This is a genomic window from Pseudomonas sp. ARP3 (genome assembly GCF_001029595.1).
Taxonomy (GTDB): domain Bacteria; phylum Pseudomonadota; class Gammaproteobacteria; order Pseudomonadales; family Pseudomonadaceae; genus Aquipseudomonas; species Aquipseudomonas rhodesiae.
This window is the reverse complement of record NZ_LEKF01000026.1, coordinates 21,016-43,390: the sequence shown is the minus strand read 5'-3', so window position 1 is coordinate 43,390 and position 22,375 is coordinate 21,016. Positions and strand designations below refer to the sequence as shown.

At 60.7% G+C, this 22,375-nt stretch carries 20 protein-coding genes; 6 read left to right on the top strand and 14 right to left on the bottom strand.

Features of this window, described 5'->3' with window-relative positions; translation table 11 throughout:
- Positions 1-108: 108 nt before the first annotated feature.
- From ABX75_RS23870 to ABX75_RS23815, 12 genes are all read right to left on the bottom strand, one after another.
- Positions 109-309 (bottom strand): type III secretion effector protein, encoded by a 201-nt coding sequence (locus tag ABX75_RS23870; RefSeq protein ID WP_232925227.1) that lies wholly within the window; start codon positions 307-309, stop codon positions 109-111.
- A 252-nt stretch (positions 310-561) separates the two neighbouring features.
- On the bottom strand, positions 562-1,560 hold the full coding sequence (locus ABX75_RS29515) for a type III secretion effector protein (RefSeq protein ID WP_034096833.1): 999 nt from the start codon (positions 1,558-1,560) through the stop codon (positions 562-564).
- Positions 1,561-1,761: 201 nt separating this feature from the next.
- Positions 1,762-4,158, bottom strand: coding sequence for a TonB-dependent receptor (locus ABX75_RS23860; protein ID WP_047882782.1), 2,397 nt, complete (start codon positions 4,156-4,158; stop codon positions 1,762-1,764).
- A 97-nt stretch (positions 4,159-4,255) separates the two neighbouring features.
- Positions 4,256-5,206 (bottom strand): FecR family protein, encoded by a 951-nt coding sequence (locus tag ABX75_RS23855; protein WP_034096831.1) that lies wholly within the window; start codon positions 5,204-5,206, stop codon positions 4,256-4,258.
- Positions 5,207-5,232: 26 nt separating this feature from the next.
- The gene (locus ABX75_RS23850; protein ID WP_034096830.1) at positions 5,233-5,733 is read right to left on the bottom strand and encodes a sigma-70 family RNA polymerase sigma factor; all 501 of its coding nucleotides are present in this window, start codon (positions 5,731-5,733) and stop codon (positions 5,233-5,235) included.
- 88 nt (positions 5,734-5,821) lie between these two features.
- Positions 5,822-6,463 carry a CGNR zinc finger domain-containing protein gene (locus ABX75_RS23845; RefSeq protein WP_034096829.1) on the bottom strand — a complete coding sequence of 214 codons (642 nt, stop codon included), beginning with the start codon at positions 6,461-6,463 and terminating at the stop codon, positions 5,822-5,824.
- Between the two features lie 72 nt (positions 6,464-6,535).
- Complete coding sequence (locus ABX75_RS23840) at positions 6,536-7,738, bottom strand: nitrate/nitrite transporter (RefSeq protein WP_047882781.1); 1,203 nt, start codon at positions 7,736-7,738, stop codon at positions 6,536-6,538.
- Between the two features lie 8 nt (positions 7,739-7,746).
- Positions 7,747-8,517, bottom strand: coding sequence for a bifunctional 2-polyprenyl-6-hydroxyphenol methylase/3-demethylubiquinol 3-O-methyltransferase UbiG (locus ABX75_RS23835; protein WP_034096827.1), 771 nt, complete (start codon positions 8,515-8,517; stop codon positions 7,747-7,749).
- Entirely contained in the window at positions 8,517-9,662 is a 1,146-nt protein-coding gene (locus ABX75_RS23830; protein WP_034096826.1) for a hypothetical protein, read from the bottom strand. Before ABX75_RS23830 ends, ABX75_RS23835 begins: the two co-directional genes overlap by 1 nt.
- The gene (locus ABX75_RS23825; RefSeq protein WP_047882780.1) at positions 9,659-10,384 is read right to left on the bottom strand and encodes an SDR family NAD(P)-dependent oxidoreductase; all 726 of its coding nucleotides are present in this window, start codon (positions 10,382-10,384) and stop codon (positions 9,659-9,661) included. Before ABX75_RS23825 ends, ABX75_RS23830 begins: the two co-directional genes overlap by 4 nt.
- 10 nt (positions 10,385-10,394) lie before the next feature.
- A complete protein-coding gene (locus tag ABX75_RS23820) occupies positions 10,395-11,123 on the bottom strand; it encodes a sulfotransferase family protein (RefSeq protein WP_047882779.1) in 729 nt (242 codons plus the stop codon).
- Positions 11,120-12,268: a transaldolase family protein gene (locus ABX75_RS23815; protein WP_309295758.1), complete on the bottom strand. Its 1,149-nt coding sequence runs from the start codon at positions 12,266-12,268 to the stop codon at positions 11,120-11,122. The genes ABX75_RS23820 and ABX75_RS23815 overlap by 4 nt, the downstream gene beginning before the upstream one ends.
- Positions 12,269-12,896: 628 nt before the next feature.
- Here ABX75_RS23815 and ABX75_RS23810 point away from each other — a divergent pair.
- From ABX75_RS23810 to ABX75_RS23800, 3 genes are all read left to right on the top strand, one after another.
- Positions 12,897-13,697, top strand: coding sequence for a glucose 1-dehydrogenase (locus ABX75_RS23810; protein ID WP_034096822.1), 801 nt, complete (start codon positions 12,897-12,899; stop codon positions 13,695-13,697).
- Positions 13,690-15,516, top strand: coding sequence for a glycoside hydrolase family 15 protein (locus tag ABX75_RS23805; protein ID WP_034112843.1), 1,827 nt, complete (start codon positions 13,690-13,692; stop codon positions 15,514-15,516). The genes ABX75_RS23810 and ABX75_RS23805 overlap by 8 nt, the downstream gene beginning before the upstream one ends.
- 90 nt (positions 15,517-15,606) lie before the next feature.
- The gene (locus ABX75_RS23800) at positions 15,607-16,506 is read left to right on the top strand and encodes an alpha/beta fold hydrolase (protein WP_047882778.1); all 900 of its coding nucleotides are present in this window, start codon (positions 15,607-15,609) and stop codon (positions 16,504-16,506) included.
- Here the strand turns inward: ABX75_RS23800 and ABX75_RS23795 are convergent.
- Entirely contained in the window at positions 16,503-17,471 is a 969-nt protein-coding gene (locus ABX75_RS23795) for a GlxA family transcriptional regulator (RefSeq protein ID WP_034112839.1), read from the bottom strand. The two genes, ABX75_RS23800 and ABX75_RS23795, sit on opposite strands and share 4 nt — an antisense overlap.
- A 90-nt stretch (positions 17,472-17,561) precedes the next feature.
- Here ABX75_RS23795 and inhA point away from each other — a divergent pair, with 90 nt between their 5' ends.
- Positions 17,562-18,242 carry an isonitrile hydratase gene (inhA, locus tag ABX75_RS23790; protein WP_034096818.1) on the top strand — a complete coding sequence of 227 codons (681 nt, stop codon included), beginning with the start codon at positions 17,562-17,564 and terminating at the stop codon, positions 18,240-18,242.
- Positions 18,243-18,250: 8 nt separating this feature from the next.
- Here the strand turns inward: inhA and ABX75_RS23785 are convergent, their stop codons facing one another.
- The gene (locus tag ABX75_RS23785; protein WP_047882777.1) at positions 18,251-18,880 is read right to left on the bottom strand and encodes a LysE family translocator; all 630 of its coding nucleotides are present in this window, start codon (positions 18,878-18,880) and stop codon (positions 18,251-18,253) included.
- 594 nt (positions 18,881-19,474) lie between these two features.
- Here ABX75_RS23785 and ABX75_RS23780 point away from each other — a divergent pair.
- The gene (locus tag ABX75_RS23780) at positions 19,475-20,914 is read left to right on the top strand and encodes an undecaprenyl-phosphate glucose phosphotransferase (RefSeq protein ID WP_047882776.1); all 1,440 of its coding nucleotides are present in this window, start codon (positions 19,475-19,477) and stop codon (positions 20,912-20,914) included.
- Positions 20,914-22,374: a mannose-1-phosphate guanylyltransferase/mannose-6-phosphate isomerase gene (locus ABX75_RS23775; RefSeq protein WP_047882775.1), complete on the top strand. Its 1,461-nt coding sequence runs from the start codon at positions 20,914-20,916 to the stop codon at positions 22,372-22,374. Before ABX75_RS23780 ends, ABX75_RS23775 begins: the two co-directional genes overlap by 1 nt.
- Position 22,375 lies beyond the last annotated feature (1 nt).

Sequence of the window (22,375 nt, the reverse complement as noted above, 5' to 3'; positions counted from 1 at the left end):
TGAGTGGTGCTCGGAAAACCCTGGTTCCAGCAGGACAGGCGAGTCGCGCTCGGTAAAATTTGAGCGTTTGTAACCACTGGGCCAGAAGTACATCGCCATCCGGCGGATTCAATCGAGCCTGCGGCGCCACCAAGCGGCCAGGCCCTCGAACAGCCCTGGGAGCTTGAGTGACTTGATGCCATCATTCGAAGCCTGCCCGGCCGCGAGCATGCCCCGGGAGAAATCATCGGCAACCGGCGCCTGAAACTTTCGCTGGCCGGCAAAGGCTTTCATGCGACGTGCTTGGGCGGCATACAGGGCAGGTGACATCTGCAAGTCCGGCGATGCCAAGGCACCTGCTGACCGAACAGGATCGCCATCGTGGAGGCTGCGAAACGGTTCGTGAAAACCGTGATGAGGTGATTGAAACGAGGTCGAAGTCATTGTGTTTGCCCTGGCTCGGAGCCCGAAAATCAGCCGGTTTGATCAACTCCGGCAGGTACTTCCTATGTGGCATATCAACGTAATCAGTTCCTTACAAAACGGTGGCAGGCACCGCAACCGGGTTGCGGTGCCGCTCAGTCAAGAGCGCAGCATAAAAAGCGCGAGCAGATTGATTCGCTCGTCAGACTCTCGGCTCGCTAGGTCATCCAGCCTTGTGACCAGATCGTTACGCTTGAGCAGTTCCTGCGCCAACTGCACCAGATGGTCTCTAGAAGAATCGCCAGTCAAAGGCTCTCGCGCCAGGTTTCTCAAATCCTGGATATTGATGTCCCTAGACCATGGCCCGTCTTTCAATTCGTTGAAGTGCTTGAGGAGCTCCCCGACCAACTCTTTATCGGATTTATATTTGAAGTAATTTTTGCCACCGATGACCAGGTCCACGTTTTGCCGATCGATTAGACCGTCCAGTGCGCCGGTGGAGCTGTGCCGGTCGAGGGCGCTCAGCAGTTCTGGACGGCGCAGCATTTCCTTGGCCAGGCGAATGTTATCGTTGACGCTGGAAAACGGGGACCAACCTTTTTTGGCCATCGTCTGAATGCTGTCGATGCTCACGAAACCGGGATTTTTAGGGTCCATGAAAGCTTTGAAATTACGGCGCAGCTGCGTTGCCAATTGTTCATTGCTCTTGAGCGAGTACTCCGAATCAGGCCGGCCCGGCCACGTGGGGTAGGGTTTACCGATGGTGGGGTCTGGGCGTGGCGGCGGGTTACCGCAACCAGGCTGCGGCCGTGGCGGAGGATTACCCGAGCACGGACGGTGTGGCGGCCGAGGCCAACCGAAGCAAGTGTGCATCCAGTGTCGGAACGGGTCCATAAAGCCTGGACGCATGGCCGTCACGCTGTGGTGCATAGCGGGAGACGCAGGATAATGGCGCTCCGTCGGCGTCTGCGGATCACCAAAAACGGGACCGGCCTTGTTTTCTCGCGAAGAGAAACTGACGTTGGCCATGTTGCGGTCCGAAAAGGACAGGGCCTCAGGCGCCGGGCGACGAGCCTTGACGTCGGTTTTGGGACTGTCCTGTAAACGGTCATGGGAAGGCGAAGCAGACAAGGATTTATCAAGTGTCGATACCGACATAATGTTCTCCAACACAAGGGGGCGTGATATTCAGCCTGCCACTGCGACGGCGCGTCGAAGCGCGGCAGCTAGCCCATCTGTGGCGGGGATGTCGGATTCGGTTCCTGATCGGACAACCAGATGCACGCTACACCTGTAGGAAACGGGCAAAAAAAATCGCAGCCCCTTGTTGAGCTGCGATATTTCCCAAGCGTTCGAGGATCAGAACCCGACGCTGGCCTGTACAAAGAACGTACGCGGTTCGCCCAGGTACAGTCCGGCGTTGTTGTCGCTGGAGCGCGTGTAGTGCTGCTGGTCAAACACGTTTTTCACCCCCGCGCCCAACTTCAGGTTCGACAAGGATGGGCCGAAGTCATAGCCGCTGCGCAGGTTGACCGAAACGTAGCCCGGAATATCGCCGAACTGGCCATCGGCCGTGCCTTGAGTCACGTAAGTGCTGGTGGTGCCGGGGGCACGCTGGCCAGACTGGGCATAGACGTCCAGGTTATGGGTCCAGCGATTGATGTCGTAGCGCAGCCCCAGGGTCGCCACTTCGCGGGAGTACAACGGCAGATCGCGCCCCTTGAAGGGCACATCGCCCTCGGAGGTGGCCTTCGTGTAGGTGAACCCGGCATTGGCGGTCAGGCCTTCCAGGCGCGGGTCCAGATTGGCCAGGTCGTAATGCGCTGACGCTTCGACACCGGCGTGCTTGGTGGCGCCGAGATTGGTCCAGCCCACATCGTTGCTGACGTATTGCAGCTCATCGGCGAAGTCGATGTAGAACAGCGTCACTTCGCCACCCCACACGCTGTCGTTGTAGCGCGTGCCGATTTCATAGGTCTTGGCTTTTTCCGGGTTCAGGCCGTTGGCCGTCTGATTGCCGGTGCCACCCTGCCCCAGTTGGAAGTACTGCAGGCTGCCGAACGACGTTTCGTAGTTGGCGAACAGTTTCCAGGCATCAGAGACGTGGTACATCACGCTTAGGGCCGGTAGGGGTTCATTGTTATGCACTTCGCGGCGTTTTTCCGGGGTGCGCGTGCCGTTCAGGGCGATCACCGGGCGGTCATGCCATTCGGTGCGAATATTTTCGAAGCGAATGCCCGGGGTAATCGTCCACTTGCCGATATCGACTTTGTTATCGATATAGAACGCATTGGCCTCGGTGCCACCAGTGCGGTCCTGGTAGACATGACCGTCGCTCTGCCCGCCAGGTGTCGGCACGTTGTTGACCAGGTTGAGGCTGGTGGCTTGCTCGTGCATGCCTTCTTTGAGGTAGCGATAACCCACGCTGACTTCCTGGGTGCTAGGCCCTAGGTCGAACACATGGGACACACGCGGCTCGATACCGAAGGTGTAGTAGGTACGCGGGTAGGAACTGATGGTTTTCAGGTCGCGGTTGGCGATGTTGCTGCCTCGGAAACTGTCGGCGTAATAGGTCAGCACTTCGGCCTGAGTGCGGTCGTCGATCTGACGGATGTACTTGAAGGACATATCCTTGCGGCGGCCACTGAAGTTGTCCCAATCGCGCACCGACTGGTACGGGTTGGCGTCGAACTGCTGTTGGGTCAGGCCGCCGGGCATGTCGGCGCTGGCATCGTAATAGTGGAAGTTCAACGAGAAGTCGTCTTGATCGGTCGGCGCCCAATGGGTTTTGAGGATCACGTCATCGATATCATTGCCATTGTTGCTGTTGCGATAACCGTTGCCGTTGACCCCGGAATACAACAGCGCAGCGCCGATACCGTTGTCGGCCGTGCCGCCGATAAAGGCGTTCTCGATATGCTTCCAGCCGCCATGGGCGGAGGTTTGCAGGGTGGTGCCGACTTCGCCGGAGAACGTGTCGGGGATCGCCCGGGTTACAAAGTTGATCACGCCACCGACGTTCTGCGGACCGTAGCGCACGGAACCGGCGCCACGCACCACATCGATGCTGTCCAGGTTGCCGGCGGAAATCGGCGCCATCGACAACTGCGGCTGGCCATAAGGCGCGAACGCGGCTGGCACACCGTCGATCAGGACGGTGGAGCGTGGCGACAAACGGGACGTCAGCCCACGCACGCCGACGTTGAGGGAAATATCGCTGCCACCGGTGCCGTTGGCCTCCTGCACCTGCACGCCGGGCACCCGTCGCAGCACATCGCCGACATTCATCGCGCCCTGCTCCACCATGGCTTCGCGGCGGACAACCGTGCGAGCGCCAGGATGGTTCTGCACCACTTCGGCATTGGCGTCGCCGAGCCAGTCGCCGACGACCCGGATATCGGTGGCGCCCAACTCAATCGGCGAGCCGGCTTCACCGCTGCCGCTGGTTTGCGGGCGCAGGGTCACCGAACCGGCGTCGATCTGGTAGTCCAGACCGCTGCCTTGCAGCAATTGGCGCAAGGCTTGCTCGGCACTGAGGTTGCCGTCCACCGCAGGCGCGCGTTTACCGGCAACCAGCTCGGGGCTGAAGAATACTTGCAGGGACGTCTGCTGGCCGAGTTGGCTCAGGGCCGCGCCCAAGGGTTGGGCCTGGATGTGAATTGCGTCGTCGGCATTGGCCGAGGCGCTGACGGCGAGCGCCAGGGCCAAGGGCACCCAGCGGCGGATTTTATTGTTGTGGAGGGCGATTTTTTTCACGTCGAACCTTGTCCTGTGATCGCAAAAGTATGCGGCCGTTAATGCAAACCAGTTGCAGTTGCAGGAGAAGACGACGAACGGGGAAAAAACCTGAATGTCAGCGCGAAATAATTTCCTGGCTACCGTCCGGCAACGTACGCAAAGCCACCGGCAGGATGCGCGGCAGAGCCTTGAGCAAGGCGTCGGTGTCGTTGGCCTTGAATACGCTGGTCAGGCGCAGGTTGGCGACGGCGGGCGCGCTGACCCGCAACGGTTGCTCGCGGTAGCGCGACACTTCCCGGGCCACGTCGCTCAGTGTGGCGTTGTTGAACACCAATTTGCCGGTACGCCAGGCCGTCAGCTCCTCGGCGTTTACCGCGTAGGCCGTCGCCACCTCGCCTTGGCGGTCCACATGGGTGCCACGACCGGCGGTCAAGGTGACCCGCTGCTCCGCCACACGCCCCTGGACCTGCACCGTGCCCGCCTCGACCGCGACGCGAGTCTGGTCGTCATCGCGGCGCACATCGAAGCGGGTGCCGGTGACCGTGACCTGCCCCGCCCCGGCGGCCACCACAAAGGGGCGGCTGCTGTCGTGTTCGACGCTGAACATCGCCTCGCCCTGTTTGAGTTCAACGCCGCGCCGGGCGTTTTCGTATGTCACCGCAACCACGCTACGGCTGTTGAGGTCGATCAGCGAACCGTCCGGCAAGGCCACTTGGCGATGCTCCCCAAGACGCGTGCTGAATTCGGCGCGGTAGACCTTGGAATGATCGAGCCCGCTGAACAAACCCAGGCCCACGGCGACCGCGACGACGCTGGCCGCCACCGCATAACGCCACAGCGCAGGCTTGCGAGGCCGTTCGGCCGGCGCTTCGCACAACGCCTGCCAGCGCGCCTCGGGCAGCAGGTCGGCGGCCCGCCACAGGCCTTGCAGCACGTCGAATTCGTATTGATGGGTTGGATGTTCCGCGCGCCAAGCCTCGAACCGTCGGGCTTGCTCGGGGCTCAGTTCGCCGTCCTGCACGCGCGCGAACCACTGCGCGGCCTCTTCACGGGCACGGTTGTCCATCGCGGAAGATCCTGTTTCGATACGAGTCATGGTGTCGGCGCGTCCAGGCGGTCGCGCAGATGCCGCAGCGTGCGGATCATATACTTTTCCACCATGTTTTTAGACAAACCCAGGCGTTCGGCGATTTCCTGTTGGGTGAGCCCCTCGATTTTCTGCCAAATGAAGATCCGCCGACAGTTGAGCGGCAATTCGGCCAGCGCCCGCTCGATGGAGTCCGCCAACTGGATCGCGTGCATGACATGCTCCGGATCGCCGGCGTGGGGCGAGCATTGAACGAAGGCATCGACTGATGCGGCGTCGCGGCGGTCGTCGCGACGATAGGCGTCCACCGCAATGTTGCGCGCAGTTTGATGCAGATAGGCGCGCGGTTGCTGCACATCGGCGGAACTGGATTCCAGCACCCGTACGAAGGTGTCGTGGGCCAGATCTTCGGCCTGCTGACGGTTTCTCAAGCGACGCGTCCAGGTCCCGATCAGCTCTTCATAGTGCTCGAAAAAGCCTGTTCTGCGGGGCGGCTGAGGGATCATCGCGAAGGCACTGGATAGGCGGGCGTGAATAGTAATGCTTCCTATTAAGTGGAGCAATTGCTACCCGTCGTGATTGACCGCGCGACGACTAAGGCGGCCTGCCGTGCTTGAGTCGACTGGATTTTTCCCGGCTGCCGCACACGCTCATCTGGCACCATCTGCGCTGCTTGTTCTTGGAAACATCCAGAAATATCCAATCGCAGTCATGGGCGCCGCAGCACTTCAAACCCTGCAGCGCCCCGGGTACCAACCATTGCGTGGCGTCGATCGCCAGGCGCCCGAGCAGCATCGTGGTCAGTTCCTGGGCCGACGTACAGGGCTTCCAGACCCAGGCAGGTTGACCGTCGACCGCCCGAAGCTCGCGCCAGGCCACACCTTGCTGGAAGGTCAGATTGATCTGCGCCAACGCCGCATCGGAAATGGGCTGGTGCAGCGCCAGCGGGTAAAACACCGCGTATAGGCATTCTCTGAAAGCAATCACCGCCTCCAGGTTCGGCTGATAGGCAATAGGCCACTCAAACACCATGGGCTTGTAATGTTCAAACTCATGGGGCGAGACCAGCGACGCATGCAGCGCCCATTCAAAGAAGAATGGAAAGCTGGTGAGCCGTTCCTCCATCACCTTGAGCGTCGTGCCAGGGCGTCGTCCGTTGGTGGTATTGATAAAGTCCAATACCAGGGCGCCACCAATCAGGCGGATCGAGTTCGCAGAGCCAGTAAAATGCGACATGCCTGCTCCTGGGAAAATACGGCCTCGCTGCAAGCACGCAGAGTACCGCGTTTTTCCAGTTCGCAGGCACCGCTACTCCCGCTTACCCAACAGCAACACCATTGCGTATTGCCCGAACAGCAGCAGCGCCACCACCCAGTAGACGTGGGAAAACGAGCCGCTGAGGTCCCTCGACCAGCCTCCCAGGAAATTGCCGTACACCCCACCCAAGCCGATCAGCACATTGGCGATGCCGAACGCCTGGGTCAGCCGGCTGACCGGCACGATTTGCCCGATGTAACTGGGCACCAGCCCGAAGATCGGATAAAACGCCAGCGCAAATAAAAACGCCGCCAGGTAGAACGACGGCAGGTTGTTGAACGTAAACATCAGCGTTGCAGCCACCCCGGCACTAAGGAAACACAGAGCCAGGGAGGTGCGCACGCCCGCTTTGTCGGCCAGCCACCCCAGCAGAAAGCCCGAGGCCATGCCCACGGCGCCGAGGGTGGTCCAGATAAAACCGGTGTCTTGCACCGACACCCCCAATTCGTCGCGCAGGTAGGGCGCCAGGTAGGTCTGGAACGGCAGCAACGCCATGCCATTAAGAAAGGCGATGCCCCACGTCAGGTACAACGAACGGCTCAGCCAGGGCGCGTGGCGGTCAGACGTCTGCCCGGGCTCCCCGGCTGCGTCGCCCTCCTCGCTCGTCGCCAGGTTGCGTAACAGGTACCAGGCCACCACGCATAGCGTCAGCGAGATCAGCCCGGCAGTCAGCCAAATCCCGCGCCAGCCGCCGTGCATCGTCAGAAACGACACCAATAACCCGTTGATAAATACGCCGTAGCTGGTGCCGCTGGAAATCAAGCCCATGACTCGTGAGCGCAGGCCGGCGCTGAAGCCTTTGGTGACGATCTCCGCCAGCGGGATGTACACCGACGCCGAACAGCCGCCGAGCAGAATCAATAGCGCGCCGGAGAGCCAGATCGTGTCGCTGACACTCAGCCCCAGCAGCGCCAAGGACGTCATCACGGTGGACGCCAGGCTGATCTTCCAGCCTGCGACATAGCGGCTGATTACGCTGGTGACCGATGAAAACAGCAGAAAGCCGATCTGCGCGCCACCGGTGATCAAGCCCACTGTGGTGTAGTCGAAGCCGAGGTCGCGACGCATGTCCACCACCAGGTTGGCGAACAGGTAAACGCCGAACCCATAAGTGCTGGCCACGAACCCCGTGAGCACTATCGCCAGCACCCCGCTATCGAGGGGCCGGGCGTTGCCTTGCACAAGCGTATTCATAGCGCCCCTCACGCGGCGAGCGCGGTGTGGATGACAAAGTCACACTGCATCATGTCGTAATCGGCCTGGAAATCGCCGTAGCTGGCATGCTCCGAAAACCCACAGGCCAGCACCTCCTGGGTCAACTCGCCGGGCAGCAGCGGGTAGACCTGCAGCCGGTATTGCTCGGCGTTGTCAAAGCGGTAGATGAACTCGCACAGGTGCGCGTTGACCTCGCCCAGGCTCACTGACACGTGGGTGCCGCAGTAATAGTAGTGGCCGCTGGATTTGAAATGGCCGGCGCGAATGGCGAAGAAATTGCGTTGATCCACCACCAGCAGGCCGCCCGGCTTGAGCAACGCCCGGAAGGTTTGCAGGACGTCCAGGCGTTCGCTGGCTTCGAACACATGGCACAACGAACTGCCCAGGCACACCACGGCGTCGAACTGCCCCAGTTCCTGCGGGTCGAGGGCACGCCAGTCGCGATGATGGGAGGGTATCGCCAAGCCGTACCGGCGGAAGTTCGCGCGCGCCTTGGTCAGCATGGTGGGGCTGCCGTCGGTGGCGACTACGTCGAACCCGGCCTGCTTAAGCTGTACCGCGTGGAAGCCGCTGCCGGTCGAGACGTCGATTACCGACTGCACGCCGTGGTTGCGCAACAGGTTTTCAAAGAACCCGCTCTCCCCCGCCTTGCGTTTTTCCCAATCGATCAACTCGTCCCAGCGCTCGACAAAATCCGCCGAGTACTGCGTGGAATAACGGGCGATGGGGCCATTCGGCTGCTTGGGCATCTGGTTCATCACGCACCTGCCAGGTTGAGTGCTTTGAACGCCGCGTACTTGCTCGCCAACTCGCGGGCGAACTCGGCGGATTGTTCGATGGACATGTTTTTCTTCGAGTAGCCCAGCATCGCCTGCATCACGGCCATGCACTGCGGGTTGAAGGTGACCGAACCGTCGCAATGGATCTCGTCGATGCCGTCCTGGCTCTGGCAGATCGTGTTGATGCGCACCGCGTCGTCCTGGGGGCAGGCGTTGGAGAACTGCACCTCGATGCGACCCTCGTGTAACCACACCGGGTAACCGCCCGGCAACCCCAGCGGGCCAGGGGCATGCACCAGCACCGGCGTACTGGAAAACAGCCCCTCGATTACCGTGACCGCTGAACACGCGGTGAGGAACTGCCCGTCCACGCCACCGCGACGCCGGAACTCGGAGCGGACCGCCGAGAAAATCGCTTCGGCAGGCAACCGCGCCACGTTCGGCTGATCGCGGACCTCATACAACAGACGGTAATTAGCCCGTGGCGGCAACCCGGCGCGCGGGACGTAATGGCTGAAATAGTGCTGGGCATACAAGCGAACCCGTACATCGGCAGGGCAACACTCCAGCAACCGCGCAATGGAAAAACGCACCGCCGGAATCAGGTTGGCCACGTTGCCCACGCCGATATCCGGCGCCAGGCCGACCCTGGCCAGAATCGGGTTGACCGCATCGGGAAAAGCCGCATTTACGGTGCGGGTGACGATGCCTGAGGCTTTTACCGCGCGCATCAGGTTGTGCATCAGCGTCAGGTGCATGGGCAACCAGGGACCGAACTGCGCTTGGTCGAGTTGTTCGAACGAGCGCTTGGGCAACGCCGTGATGACGCGCCACGACTGCAACGACGCGCAGTTGACGAGTATGTCCGGTGCCTCGTCCCGCAGCACCTGGGCGACGCGGTCGATGTCGGTCAAATCCGCGATCACCGGCCTGATCGCGACGAACTGCTCCAACTGCGCACACGACAGCGCCACCAGGTTGCACAGACGCACGTTGGCGTCCTCATTGCGCCCCAGCACCACAAATTCGAAGGCATTCTTCGGCGCGAGCAGTTTGAGGATCTGCAGGCAGAGGTTGCCGGCGCCTACCAGCAACAGCTTTTTTTTTCGCGTGGATGGGCTCACCGTGGGTAGGCTCCATTGTCGACGGGGATGACCCGGCCGGTGATATGCCGCATGGCATCGCTGATCACCAACAGAATGATTTCCGCTACGCCGCCGGGCAGGATGGGTTGCTTGAGAATCTCCTGACGCGCGTATTCATCGCGCCGGTAGGTCGGAATGCGGTCGTAGATGGCGGTGTCGTGGATCAGAGCTGGCGACACGGCGTTCACCCGCACAAAGGGTGCAAAATTCCAGGCGTTAGCCTTGGTAAGGCCGATCACTGCCGCTTTGGTGGCGCCATACAGCGCATCGCAACTGCCCACCTCGCCGGCCACCGAAGCGATATTGACGATGCAGCGCGAAGCTTCATGGCGCATTTCCCGCTCGGCGAAGTCCTTGGACAGGTAAACCAAGGCTTTGAGGTTGACGCTGAGGATGTCATCCACTTCGTCGTCGGAATAGGCGTAGATGCTTTTGCCGTGATAGATCCCCGCATTGTTGACCAAGGCGTAAATAGACTGATGGCGTGCATATATTTTGGGAATAAAGCGCTTGATCACAGCGTCGTCGGTGAAATCCGCGACCTGGGTGTCCAGTACATCGTCGCCATAGCGATGGGTGAGTGCCCTCAAGCCTGCGGCATCCTTGTCGGTGCCGATCACGAAATAGCCGGCTTCAATGGCTTTCTCCACCGTCGCTCGACCAATCCCATTGGCGGCGCCGGTCACTATTAACTTTTGCATGTCAGGCTCCTTATTGACAAAACGCGTTCATATGCTCGTAAAACGGCCGGTGATAGTCATATAAGTTTTTTAATTTCGCGCACTTTTCGAATAGCGCTATATCCAGGACTTGTTTATCTGGGGCGATAATCCGCTCACTATTTTCGGCGGTCACATGCCAACTTCTCCACATCTTCCATTGGGGCGGGCATTCGCGCTTCCAAGACAAAGCGCGAGGCAGAAACTCAATATTCAAATAATCACAGAGTTTACGAATAACGTGTTGCGGATCGGCGGCCAGATCATCGGCATTAATCACATACGGTACTTTACCGGTGAGTTTTTTTAGCACACAAAAGATCTCGTACTGTGCTTTATACCCAATCGCCTGTAACGGCATATCCGGGTATATACGGTGGTGGGAAACAATACTGCTGACCGGCTCGCGAATAATAAATACATTGTCTTGGCAGGCGAGAAAGTCGACGTCGACCTTCAACTCCTCCAGGCAGTGGTAACACATATCTTTATGAAACACCGGGGAATGGCTTGCCGCTTCGATCAGCCGTTGCTTGATCGCCGTATAAGTCGTGGGAAAAGCGTGGTCCCAGTCGTCCGAAGGAATGCTGGAATCGGCGGAAAATGCCCCATGAGCAAAAGGCTCATGGAAGACTTCGAAGTCCCCGCGCTCGATAAATACGCGTTCCAGCACCGTGGAACGCGAGCGCGGGTGAGCCCATAAGGCAACCATTTGGTTCATGCCACACTCCCATATTCGGTCGCCAGAATTTCGTTGATCGAGCGTCTGGAGTGCTGGGCCGCGGCGCATAGGCGAACACAGTGATCGGTCAGGCGCCGGTGCGCGGCGTTGGCTTCGTGGCAGGCGGTGATAAAGGCTGCATGACGGGCGAAGTCCTGCGGCGCGATGCTGTCGAGCAAATAGGCTTGGTAGAAGTACGGAATCCGCATCAACTTGGCGAACGTCGCAGGCGGTACCTGCAGCGGCGCGTGGGCGGGCAGCACGGGTTGGCCACGGCTTTCGCGCTCCACCAGAAATGCCACCATCTCCGGCGTGAGTGTGTAGTAGGTGGCGCTCAGGCCGGTGCGTTCCAGGTGCCAGCAATGCTGGTTGCCACGCGCATCGACGTCGATTTTGAGGCTCGACAGCAAGGTGTGGACCGGCACGCGCGACGCGGCCACCAGGGCCTGGATCTGCTCGTAAATCAGCAGTTCGGCCCAGCGCAATTCCTGCGGCGCCAGCGCCATACTGCGCGCGGCGGCTTGCTGGGCGAACTCGGGCTGACAGCCAAAGCGCCCGATCATGTAGGTAATCACGTACTTGCAATGGCGCGTATCGATGCCATGGCTGCGCGCACTGAGTCGGCCACGCTCAATGGCCTGCAAACCCGCCTGGAACTGCGAGACGGTGAAACAAAAGGTGATGTTGATCGACACCCCTCGCGCCACCAATTGCTCGACGCTCGCCAAACCCTCCTGGCTCCCCGGCACCTTGACCATCACGTTCGGTGCCAGATGATGCAGCTCCATGCCGCGGGCGGTCATGCGCTGGGCGCAGCGCACGTCGCCTGGCTCCACCTGAGCGCACATCCAGCCCTCAGCGTGTAACGATTGCTCCCACAGGGTTTTGAGCGCCGACGCACCGTCGATAATTACTTCGTCGTACAACTTTTTGTGCAACGCCTCAGGCGACAGATTGCTCTGATCAACACGTGAAGCCTCGTATTCCCGTCTGTCTAGAATCACCGCAGTCACCAGACGCGGGTTAGTGGTCACGCTGCTGAAACTTCGCGGCCGGCACCAATCATCCGGCATCAACCGCTCGATATATGCGGCTACCGTTGGGTGCTTATCCAGCAAGCCGTATTTATGGGGGGCATACAACACGGGGGATGAATCCCACCACAATTCTGAACGAGGGTTATGACTTTTTAGTTGTTCTAAGTAACCCGGAGTGCCCACGACACATCCTCCTCGGATAAGGGTTATTTAATGAAAGAGACGACAGCGGGTACTTATCAACAGCGATGAACTAAGCATGCCCCCGCGTATAGCCGCTGGGTGTTCAAGGCTGCAAAACAAGCAAACAACTTCAGCGTGAGTACGTAACTAATAATCAGGGAGCGTACTGCAGACAGGGTGACAACTCCAATTTGCACGACGACATCATCGCCATTGAAGATCACTGACATAGGCAAGCCAATATGAACAGGCGCCGGCCCCTTATCTGGTAGTTCCCCTATAACGGCCAATGAAAACATGGGCTTCTCTTATAGGTGACTCCGCGATGACTTCTGAACTACCAGCGGAGCGGATTGAGGTGTCCCTATAAAACACGGGGCGCAAAATCCTGTCAAACGCTTTTAGCTGGCTTGCTAATACCATCTAGTTATTTACTTTTTAATTTTTATACAAGATAAGCTTTAATCCGTAGGCGTCGGTTTCCAGGCATCTGAACTTCCCTTGTGTGCCATCAGTCAGCTAACTGAACTCACGAATCAAAGGCTGGGTGTGCATGCATATCTCGTTGGAGCAACAAGTGGCGCTGGTAACCGGCGCCAGTTCCGGAATCGGCGCCGGTGCGGCCAAAGCCCTGGCGCAAGCCGGCGCCGCGGTGGTGCTCAATTACAACGCCCAGGCCGCCCCCGCCGAAGCATTGGCGGCGCAGATCAATGCCGAAGGTGGCCGTGCGATTGCCATCGGCGCGGATGTATCCAAGGAAGACGATGTGGAACGGCTGTTCGCCCAGACCCTCGACGCCTTCGGGCACCTGGACATCCTGGTGGCCAATTCCGGCATGCAGAAGGACGCTGCCTTCGTCGACATGAGCCTCGACGACTGGAACGCGGTCATCGGCGTGAACCTCACCGGGCAATTCCTCTGCGCCCGTGCGGCGGTGCGCATCTTCAAGCGCCAAGGCGTACGCGAAGGCGTGTCGCGAGCGGCCGGCAAAATTATCCATATGAGCTCGGTGCACCAAGTGATCCCCTGGGCCGGGCATGCGAACTACGCGGCATCCAAAGGCGGCGTGGAGATGCTGATGCGCACCCTCGCCCAGGAAGTCAGCGAGCAGCGCATTCGTATCAACGGCATCGCACCGGGGGCGATTCGCACCGCCATCAACCGCGCCGCCACCGAAGGCGCGGCATTGAAAGAGCTGCTCAAACTGATTCCCTACGGGCGCGTGGGTGACGTGCAGGACGTGGCCAACGCCGTGGTGTGGCTGGCCAGCGACGCCTCTGACTATGTGGTTGGCAGCACCCTGTTTATCGATGGCGGCATGAGCCTGTATCCGGAGTTTCGCGACAATGGTTGATCTTAAAAACGAACCCCAAAGCGCCATCGATGCCCATGGCATCATCGGCGATATGCGCAGCGCCGCCCTGATCAACGACAAAGGCAGCATCGACTTTTTCTGCTGGCCGGAATTCGACAGCCCGTCGATCTTTTGCGCACTGTTGGACTCGCCCGAGGCCGGCACCTTCCAACTCACCCCAGACCTGCCCAACGCGCGGCGCGAACAGATCTACCTGCCCGACACCAACGTTCTGCAAACCCGCTGGCTCAGCGACAGTGCCGTGGTGGAAATCACCGACCTGCTGACCATCAGCGAAGAGATCGACGACCTGCCGCTGCTGATCCGCCGCGTGCGGGTGGTCAGCGGCAGTGCCACTCTGCACCTGCGTTGCGCGGTGCGTCACGACTATGCGCGAACACCAACCCACGCTGGCCTCGACAACGGCACCGTATGCTTCACCGCCCAGGGCCAACCTGGCCTGCGGTTGTCCGGCAGCCAGACGTTGCAGCTCGACGACAACGCAGCCGTGGCCACCTTCACCCTGAATCAGGAAGAAACGGCCGAGTTCGTATTCGGTGGCCAGGACGACCCACGGGTAGACGGCGGCTGCACCGACCTGGCCCTGGCCCACACCCTCAAGTTCTGGCGCGGCTGGATCGCCCAATCCACCTACCGCGGGCGCTGGCGCGAGATGGTCAACCGCTCGGCCCTGGCGCTCAAACTGCTGACCTCGCGCCGGCACGGCGCGATCATCGCCGCCGCCACTTTCGGCCTGCCGGAAACCCCGGGCGGTGAGCGCAACTGGGACTATCGCTACACCTGGATCCGCGACGCCTCGTTCACCGTCTACGCCTTTATGCGCCTGGGCTTTGTCGAGGAAGCCAACGCTTACATGCGCTGGCTCAGGGGGCGGGTCAGCGATTGCTGCGGCCAGCCGACCAAAATCAACATCCTCTATGGCATCGACGGTCGCCAGGAACTGCCGGAGACCGAGCTGGACCACCTCGGCGGCCACGGCGGCGCCACGCCGGTGCGCATCGGCAACGAAGCGTTCGATCAGATTCAGTTGGATATCTACGGCGAACTGATGGACGCGGTTTACCTGGTCAACAAGTACGGCGAAGCCATCTCCCACGAAGGTTGGAAACATACCGTGGAGGTCGCCGATCAGGTCTGCGAAATCTGGAACCACAAGGATGTCGGCATCTGGGAAATGCGCGGTGAGCAACACCACTTTCTGCACTCGCGCCTGATGTGCTGGGTGGCGTTGGATCGTGCGATCCGTCTGGCCTCCAAGCGCTCGCTGCCGGCACCGTTCGCGCGCTGGGACCAGACTCGCCAAGCGATCTACGCCGATATCTGGAGCAACTTCTGGAACGAAGAACGCGGGCATTTTGTGCAGTACATCGGCAGCACCGCGCTGGACGGTTCGATGCTGTTGATGCCGCTGGTGCGCTTCGTCGCGGCCACGGACCCGCGCTGGCTGAGCACCCTGGAGGCGATTCAGAAAAGCCTGGTGCGCGACGGCATGGTCTACCGCTATCGCAACGACGACAGCCAGATCGACGGCCTGCAAGGCACCGAAGGTGCGTTCGCCGCGTGCTCGTTCTGGTACGTCGAATGCCTGGCACGCGCCGGCCAGGTGGAAAAAGCCCACCTGGAGTTCGAGCAACTGTTGCGCTACGCCAACCCACTAGGCCTGTACGCCGAAGAGTTCGACAACCAGGCGCGCCACCTGGGCAACACGCCCCAGGCGTTGAGCCACTTGGCCTTGATCAGCGCGGCCACGTTTCTGGACCGTAAGCTCAGTGGCGCCAAGACTGTGTGGCAACCGTAAAACCTGCACAGGGCGAGCAGCGCCACGCTGCCCGCCGCTGGCCTTTGAACTACAGTGGGCAGAACCCGAACCACCCATAGGAACCTTCCCATGGCCCTCCTCGCTCCACTGCTGTACGCGCGCACGTCCATGCTCGACATCGCCTATGAAACTCATGGCCCCCTGGACGGCGAGCCGGTGATTTTGCTGCATGGCTTTCCCTACGACCCGCGCGCCTATGACGCTATCGCGCCGCCGCTGGCCGAGCGCGGCTACCGTGTGCTGGTCCCATACCTGCGCGGTTACGGCCCGACGCGGTTTATCCACGATCAGGTGCTGCGCTCCGGGCAACAGGCAGCGCTGGCCAAGGACTTGCTGGATTTCATGGATGCGCTGGCGATCCCCCGCGCCACCCTGGCAGGCTACGACTGGGGTGGGCGCGCCGCGTGCATCGTCGCCGCGCTGTGGCCGCAACGGGTGCGCGCGCTGGTCAGCGGGGATGGCTACAACATTCAGGACATTGCCCAGTCCACCGCTCCACGCCAGCCCGAAACCGAGCATCGCTTGTGGTACCAGTACTACTTCCACACACAGCGCGGCGTCGACGGCTTGACCGCCAACCGCCGTGAATTGTGTGAACTGTTGTGGTCACTGTGGTCGCCGACCTGGTCCGCGGGACCGAGCCTGTACGAGCAGACGGCGCCTTCGTTCGACAACCCGGATTTTGTCGAGGTGGTGATTCACTCGTATCGTCACCGTTTCATGTATGCGCCCGGCGATCCTGCACTGGAATCGATCGAACAGGCCCTCGCGCAGCAACCGGCGATCACGGTGCCTTGCATTTCCCTATGCGGCGCCGACGACGGCGTGGGGCCGCCCTCTGAGGAAGATGAAGACGCGGTGCACTTCAGCGGCGTCTATCAGCGCCGCGTGCTGCCCGGCGTGGGCCATAACATCCCTCAGGAGGCACCGCAGGCGACCCTGGATGCGCTGCTGGAGTTGCTCGCCTAGGCCGGCGCGCTGAAGCGTTCGCGATAGGCCTGGGGCGTCACGTCGAGGGCGCGCAGGAAGCTGCGGCGCAGGGTTTCCTCGCTGCCAAAACCGCACTGCACGGCGATGCGCTTGATTGAGGCGCTGCTGTCGGCCAATTGCCGGCGCGCGGTTTCGACACGAATCAGCTCCACGGCGCGTGCGGGAGTCTGGCCGGTTTCGGCGCGGTAGTGGCGCACAAAGCTGCGCTCGCTCATGCCAGCCTGGCTGGCCAGGGTGGCGATGTTCAAATCGAGGGTGAGGTGTTCTGCGATCCACGCATGCAGTTCGGCGAAGCGGCTGCCGCCCTCTTGCAGGGCCAGGGTCGCGCTGAATTGCGATTGCCCGCCCGGGCGCTTGAGAAATACCACCAGATGGCGCGCGACTTCCAACGCCACGGCGCGCCCCAGGTCCTCCTCCACCAAGGCCAGGCACAGGTCGATGCCAGCGGTGACGCCGGCGGAAGTCCACACCGAACCCTGCTGGATGAAAATCGGATTGGCCTCCACCGTCAGCGACGGGAAGCGCTTGGCCAGCTCCTCGCAACGCGTCCAGTGGGTCGCCACGCGGCAACCGTCGAGCAGACCGCTGGCAGCCAGCAGGAACGCGCCGGTGCACACCGACGTCATGCGCCGGGTATGCCGGGCCTTATCGCGCACCCACGCCACCAGCGACGGGTCATCGGCGGCGTTGTACACCCCCCAACCGCCGGCGATCACCAAGGTGTCGCACGGCGCATCGACGGCTGGCAGCGGCTCGGCCACCAGCGCCAGGCCGGCAGAGGTCATCACCGGTTCCGTCTGGGCGGCAATCACTGACACGGCATAAGGCAGCGGCAGACCGCGCTGGCGCGCCAGGTCATTGCTGGAGGCGAACACTTGCAACGGCCCGGTGACATCGAGCACTTGGGCATTGGGGAACGCGAGGACGTGGACGGTTCGGGTCATGATTGGCGTGATTTGTGGGCTCAATGGCGTATTCGCCAAAGCCTAGGCCTCTACAGTGAAGTCGTCCACCCCTATCTCGGAGCGTTCTTGATGACCCTGCATATCGGTTTTGTTTTGTTTCCCGGCATCCAGCAACTGGACCTTACCGGCCCCTATGACGTGCTGGGCTCGCTGCCGGACGTCAAGCTGCACTTGGTGTGGAAGGACCTGGCGCCGGTCACCTCCAGTACCGGCCTGGTGTTCACCCCGACCATGACCTACGCCGATTGCCCCGCCTTGGACGTGATCTGCGTGCCCGGCGGTTCAGGCGTTGGCGCGCTGATGGAAGACCCGGTCACCCTGGACTTCCTCAAAGCCCAGGCCGATACCGCGCGTTACGTGACCTCGGTGTGCACCGGTTCGCTAGTGCTCGGCGCGGCCGGCCTGCTGCGCGGTCGCAAGGCCACCACGCATTGGGCCTACCACGATATGCTCGCCCCGCTCGGCGCCATCCCAGTGCAAGACCGCGTGGTGCGCGACGCTAACCTATTGACCGGTGGCGGCATCACCGCCGGGATCGATTTCGCCCTGACCCTGGCCGCCGAGCTGTACAGCCCGGAGGCCGCGCAATTGGTGCAGTTGCAGCTTGAATACGCGCCGGCCCCGCCCTTCAACGCCGGCCGCCCGGACACCGCCCCGCAGGCGGTGCTGGATGAAGCCAACAAGCGCACCGTCGAATCGCGCAAGACCCGTGGCGAGATCACCGCGCGCGCGGCCGCACGCCTGGTTTAAAGGCGGCTTCAAACCGGCCGGGACATCAGCGCCAGGCGCACTGCCAACGCCGTCAACACAGTGGCCAGCCCCCATCTTTGCAGCACGGCGCTGCCTGGCCGGCCACTGAAACAACGGCGGATGGCACCGCCGCTGATCCCCAGCACGCCATGAAATATCGCAGCGATCAGCGTCAGAATTCCCCCAAGCAGCAACAGTTGCCCGGCAATCGCCCCCGCCTCGGGTCGTACGAACTGCGGCAGGAACACGACAAAAAACAGCAACGCCTTGGGATTGAGCAGACTGTTGAGCATGGCGTACAGGAATACACGCTTGAGCGCCACGGGCTCGACGGCAGCGACCGCATTATCGGGGCGTTTTTGCACGGTTTTGACCGCCAGCCACAGCAGGTAGCCCACGCCGGCATAGCGAATCAGGTCGAACGACGGCGGCCAACCGGCGACCACTGCGGTGACACCGGTGGCGGTCAGCACCGTCAACACTATGTCGGCCACACCGATCCCCAGGCTTGCGGCCAGGCCACCGCGCCAGCCATGGGAGATGCCATGGCTGATAACAAACGCCATGTTCGGCCCCGGTGACAGGAGCAACAACAGCACTGCGCCGGAAAAAACCGCCAAGGTTGCAAAATCGATCATGCCCGAGTCGTCCTGGGTGGAAGCCCGTAGATTAATCAGCACGCCCGACCCACACAAAAAATTGATCTGGATACGCTTTGAAGAGTCGCCGGCGCTAAGAACGATTAACGGGACGCCCCTGCCGTCGGGTGGGGAGAACCGCGTAATTTTATGGTCAGTTTGAAAGGTAACTTCTGATCCCTTCCCCCGCACTGTGGCAGGACCTCCAATGGGTCCCGCCAGACCTTTTGTCCCCCTTTCCTACCTCCCTTCGAAAAAGGTTTTTTGCATTGCGCAGGAAAAATCTCAAATTTATTTCTACACTCAAAAGCATATTCAAAGGCGATAGTCTCGAACAAGGAAGATCAATAAAATGCCGAAAGCCACAGCGCCCAACCCTTCTACCAAGCCATTGCGCAGCATCGTCAGCTCGTTGACTAATCCTTAAAGGAAACGCTCCTTAGTTTTAGCCCCGCGTATTCAATTCAATTGGATTGATCCTTTTGAATTGGATAGTTGCGTATTACCCAGCGTGCGGTTGTTCAACTCAGCGCCAATGCAGCTTCCTGCTTAAACGCCGAAACGACACGCCTGGAGTGCAATGAGGGATGTTTTATGCGAAAGAAGTCGTCCGTCGACAGCCTATTTCTAACGCGTGCCGGTTTTGTTGAATTCTTTGTTGTTTTCGTCAAATTGATCCACGGTCTGTCGGCTATTCTGCCGCCGCTGGTGCTGGTGTTTTTCCTGGACCCGATGGCCCCTGAAATGCGCACGCACTTCCTCGGGTTACTAGTGTTCTTTGCGGCGTTGACCATCATTTTGTTTCAGGCGCTGGGCATCTACTCCGAAGAATTGTTCAGTAACCGCATGCGCCTGAAAACCAAGATCAAGGCGTGGTCGGCGGCGTTTTGCATTCTGTTGTTCATGTACCAGATTCTGCAGATGTTCCCGCAGTTAACCCCGCGCAACCTGGTGGCGTGGTACATCGCCAGCCTCGGTCTGTTCTGCCTGGAACGCCTGCTGATGCTGCGCCTTTACCGCAACCTGATGCGCAAGGGCAAATACCTGCAACGTACGGTGATTCTGGGCTTTACCGACACCGCTGTGCATGTCGCCGAGCACCTGCAGCGCAACGGCGATATTCGCTCCGGCCTGGTGGGTTTTATCGATGACCGCACCGAGCGCATTCCCAAGGAACTGAGCAACCTGCCGCTGCTGGGCAATACCCGCGACCTGGAAAAGCTGATCCGCGCCGAACAGGTCAACCAGGTGATGATCTGCCTGCCCTGGGCCGCCGAGCAACGCATCCACAGCCTGGTCAACCGCCTGCGGCAGATGTCGGTGAACGTGATGCTGGTGCCTGACATGGCCGCGTTGCGCTACGGTCACAGCCGCATCACCGACGTGGGCGGCATCCTGATGTTCAGCACCTCGCAATTGCCCCTGCGCGGTTGGTCGCCGGTGATCAAGCGTTGCGAGGATGTACTGTTGGCCAGCCTGGCGCTGGTGGCGCTGTTGCCGCTGATGCTGGTGACGGCGATTGCAATCAAGCTCGACTCCAAAGGCCCGGTACTTTTCCGCCAGAACCGCTTCGGCTACAACGACAACGAGATCCGCGTATTCAAGTTCCGCTCGATGTACACCGACCAGAGCGACTTCACCGCCGAGCGTCAGACCACCCGCGAAGACCCGCGCATCACCCGTGTGGGGCGCATTATCCGCAAGACCAGCATCGACGAGCTGCCACAGCTGTTCAATGTGCTGCTGGGCAATATGTCCATGGTCGGCCCGCGCCCCCATGCCACGGCGACCAAGGCGGCGGGCATTCCCTTCGAGGTGGCGGTGAGCGAATACAGCTCCCGTCATCGGGTGAAACCAGGTATTACCGGCTGGGCGCAAATCAACGGCTACCGAGGGGAAACCGATACCCTGTTCAAAATCCAGAAACGTGTCGAGTACGACTTGGAATACATCTCCAAGTGGTCGGTGTGGTTTGACCTGTACATCGTTTTCATGACGGTCCCGGCCGTCCTGTCCACCAAGGAAGTGTATTGATGAATAACCTCAACGGATTAATCCCCTGCATCATTTCCGGTGGGTCGGGTACGCGGTTGTGGCCGGTGTCGCGACAAAATATGCCCAAGCCGTTCATGCGCATGCGTGACGGCCAGAGCCTGTTGCAGAAAACTTTCCAGCGCGCCGCCAAACTGCCCGGCGTGGAAAATGTGCTGACGGTGACCAACCGCGACCTGCTGTTTCGAACCCTCGATGACTACCGCAGCGTGAACAAAGCCCGCTTGCCTCTGGACCTGTTGCTGGAGCCGTTCGGGCGCAACACGGCGGCGGCCATCGCGGTCGCGGCATTGCATGTGCAAGAGCATTTCGGCGATGCGGCGCAGTTGCTGGTGATGCCAGCGGACCACCTGATACTGAATGAAGTCGCGTTCGCCGAAGCCGTGACTCAGGCCCGCGAACTGGCCGACGCCGATTTCCTGGTGACCTTCGGCATCCAGCCCGACCACGCGGAAACCGGCTTTGGCTATATCGAGCAAGGCGAAGCGCTCACCCACGGTAACCGGGTCAAACGCTTCGTCGAGAAGCCCGATCAGGCCACCGCCCAGGCCTACCTCGACGGTGGCAAACACCTGTGGAACGCCGGCATGTTCTGCTTCAAGGCCAGCACCCTGGTGGATGAACTGGCCACCCATGCACCCGACGTGCTGCAAGCGGCACGCGCCGCACTGGAACACAGCCAAAGCCTGCAGAACAGCACCTCGCGCCAGCGTGAACTGGATGCGGAGGCGTTCGGCAAGGCGCCAGATATTTCCATCGATGTGGCGCTGATGGAGAGGTCCAACCAAGTCGCCGTAATACCCTGCGACATCGGCTGGAGCGATATCGGTTCGTGGGAGGCGCTGCGCCAGCTCACACCCAACGACGCCCACGGCAATCAGATCAACGGCGAAGCGATTTTGCATGACGTGCACAACTGCTACATCGACTCGCCCAAGCGCGTACTCGGCGCGGTCGGCGTGCGCGACCTGATCATCGTCGACACCCCCGACGCGCTGCTCATCGCCGACGCCCACCGTAGCCAGGACGTGCGTTACATCGTCGCCGAACTCAAGCGTCAGAATCACCCGGCGTACAGCCTGCACCGCACCGTCACACGGCCATGGGGCACCTACACGGTGCTGGAGGAAAGCAGCCGCTTCAAGATCAAGCGCATCGTGGTCAAACCCTTAGCGTCGCTGTCGCTGCAGATGCATCACCACCGCAGCGAACACTGGGTGGTGGTCAGCGGCGCGGCGCAGATCACCAACGGCGAACGGGAATTTCTGATCAACGCCAACGAATCCACGTACATCCCCGCCGGGCACAAACACCGACTGACCAACCCCGGCATCATCGATCTGGTGATGATCGAGGTGCAGAGCGGCGAGTACCTGGGCGAGGACGACATCGTGCGCTTCGATGACATTTACGGCCGCACCCCGGCCGACGTGAAAAAGTGAC

Bases quoted from the DNA above. Each gene is read 5' to 3' on its own strand.
- ABX75_RS23870 (WP_232925227.1), bottom strand. From the start codon at position 309: ATGTCACCTGCCCTGTATGCCGCCCAAGCACGTCGCATGAAAGCCTTT.
- ABX75_RS29515 (WP_034096833.1), bottom strand. From the start codon at position 1,560: ATGTCGGTATCGACACTTGATAAATCCTTGTCTGCTTCGCCTTCCCAT.
- ABX75_RS23855 (WP_034096831.1), bottom strand. From the start codon at position 5,206: ATGGACAACCGTGCCCGTGAAGAGGCCGCGCAGTGGTTCGCGCGCGTG.
- ABX75_RS23850 (WP_034096830.1), bottom strand. From the start codon at position 5,733: ATGATCCCTCAGCCGCCCCGCAGAACAGGCTTTTTCGAGCACTATGAA.
- ABX75_RS23845 (WP_034096829.1), bottom strand. From the start codon at position 6,463: ATGTCGCATTTTACTGGCTCTGCGAACTCGATCCGCCTGATTGGTGGC.
- ABX75_RS23840 (WP_047882781.1), bottom strand. From the start codon at position 7,738: ATGAATACGCTTGTGCAAGGCAACGCCCGGCCCCTCGATAGCGGGGTG.
- ABX75_RS23835 (WP_034096827.1), bottom strand. From the start codon at position 8,517: ATGAACCAGATGCCCAAGCAGCCGAATGGCCCCATCGCCCGTTATTCC.
- ABX75_RS23825 (WP_047882780.1), bottom strand. From the start codon at position 10,384: ATGCAAAAGTTAATAGTGACCGGCGCCGCCAATGGGATTGGTCGAGCG.
- ABX75_RS23820 (WP_047882779.1), bottom strand. From the start codon at position 11,123: ATGAACCAAATGGTTGCCTTATGGGCTCACCCGCGCTCGCGTTCCACG.
- ABX75_RS23810 (WP_034096822.1), top strand. From the start codon at position 12,897: ATGCATATCTCGTTGGAGCAACAAGTGGCGCTGGTAACCGGCGCCAGT.
- ABX75_RS23805 (WP_034112843.1), top strand. From the start codon at position 13,690: ATGGTTGATCTTAAAAACGAACCCCAAAGCGCCATCGATGCCCATGGC.
- ABX75_RS23800 (WP_047882778.1), top strand. From the start codon at position 15,607: ATGGCCCTCCTCGCTCCACTGCTGTACGCGCGCACGTCCATGCTCGAC.
- ABX75_RS23795 (WP_034112839.1), bottom strand. From the start codon at position 17,471: ATGACCCGAACCGTCCACGTCCTCGCGTTCCCCAATGCCCAAGTGCTC.
- inhA (WP_034096818.1), top strand. From the start codon at position 17,562: ATGACCCTGCATATCGGTTTTGTTTTGTTTCCCGGCATCCAGCAACTG.
- ABX75_RS23785 (WP_047882777.1), bottom strand. From the start codon at position 18,880: ATGATCGATTTTGCAACCTTGGCGGTTTTTTCCGGCGCAGTGCTGTTG.
- ABX75_RS23780 (WP_047882776.1), top strand. From the start codon at position 19,475: ATGCGAAAGAAGTCGTCCGTCGACAGCCTATTTCTAACGCGTGCCGGT.
- ABX75_RS23775 (WP_047882775.1), top strand. From the start codon at position 20,914: ATGAATAACCTCAACGGATTAATCCCCTGCATCATTTCCGGTGGGTCG.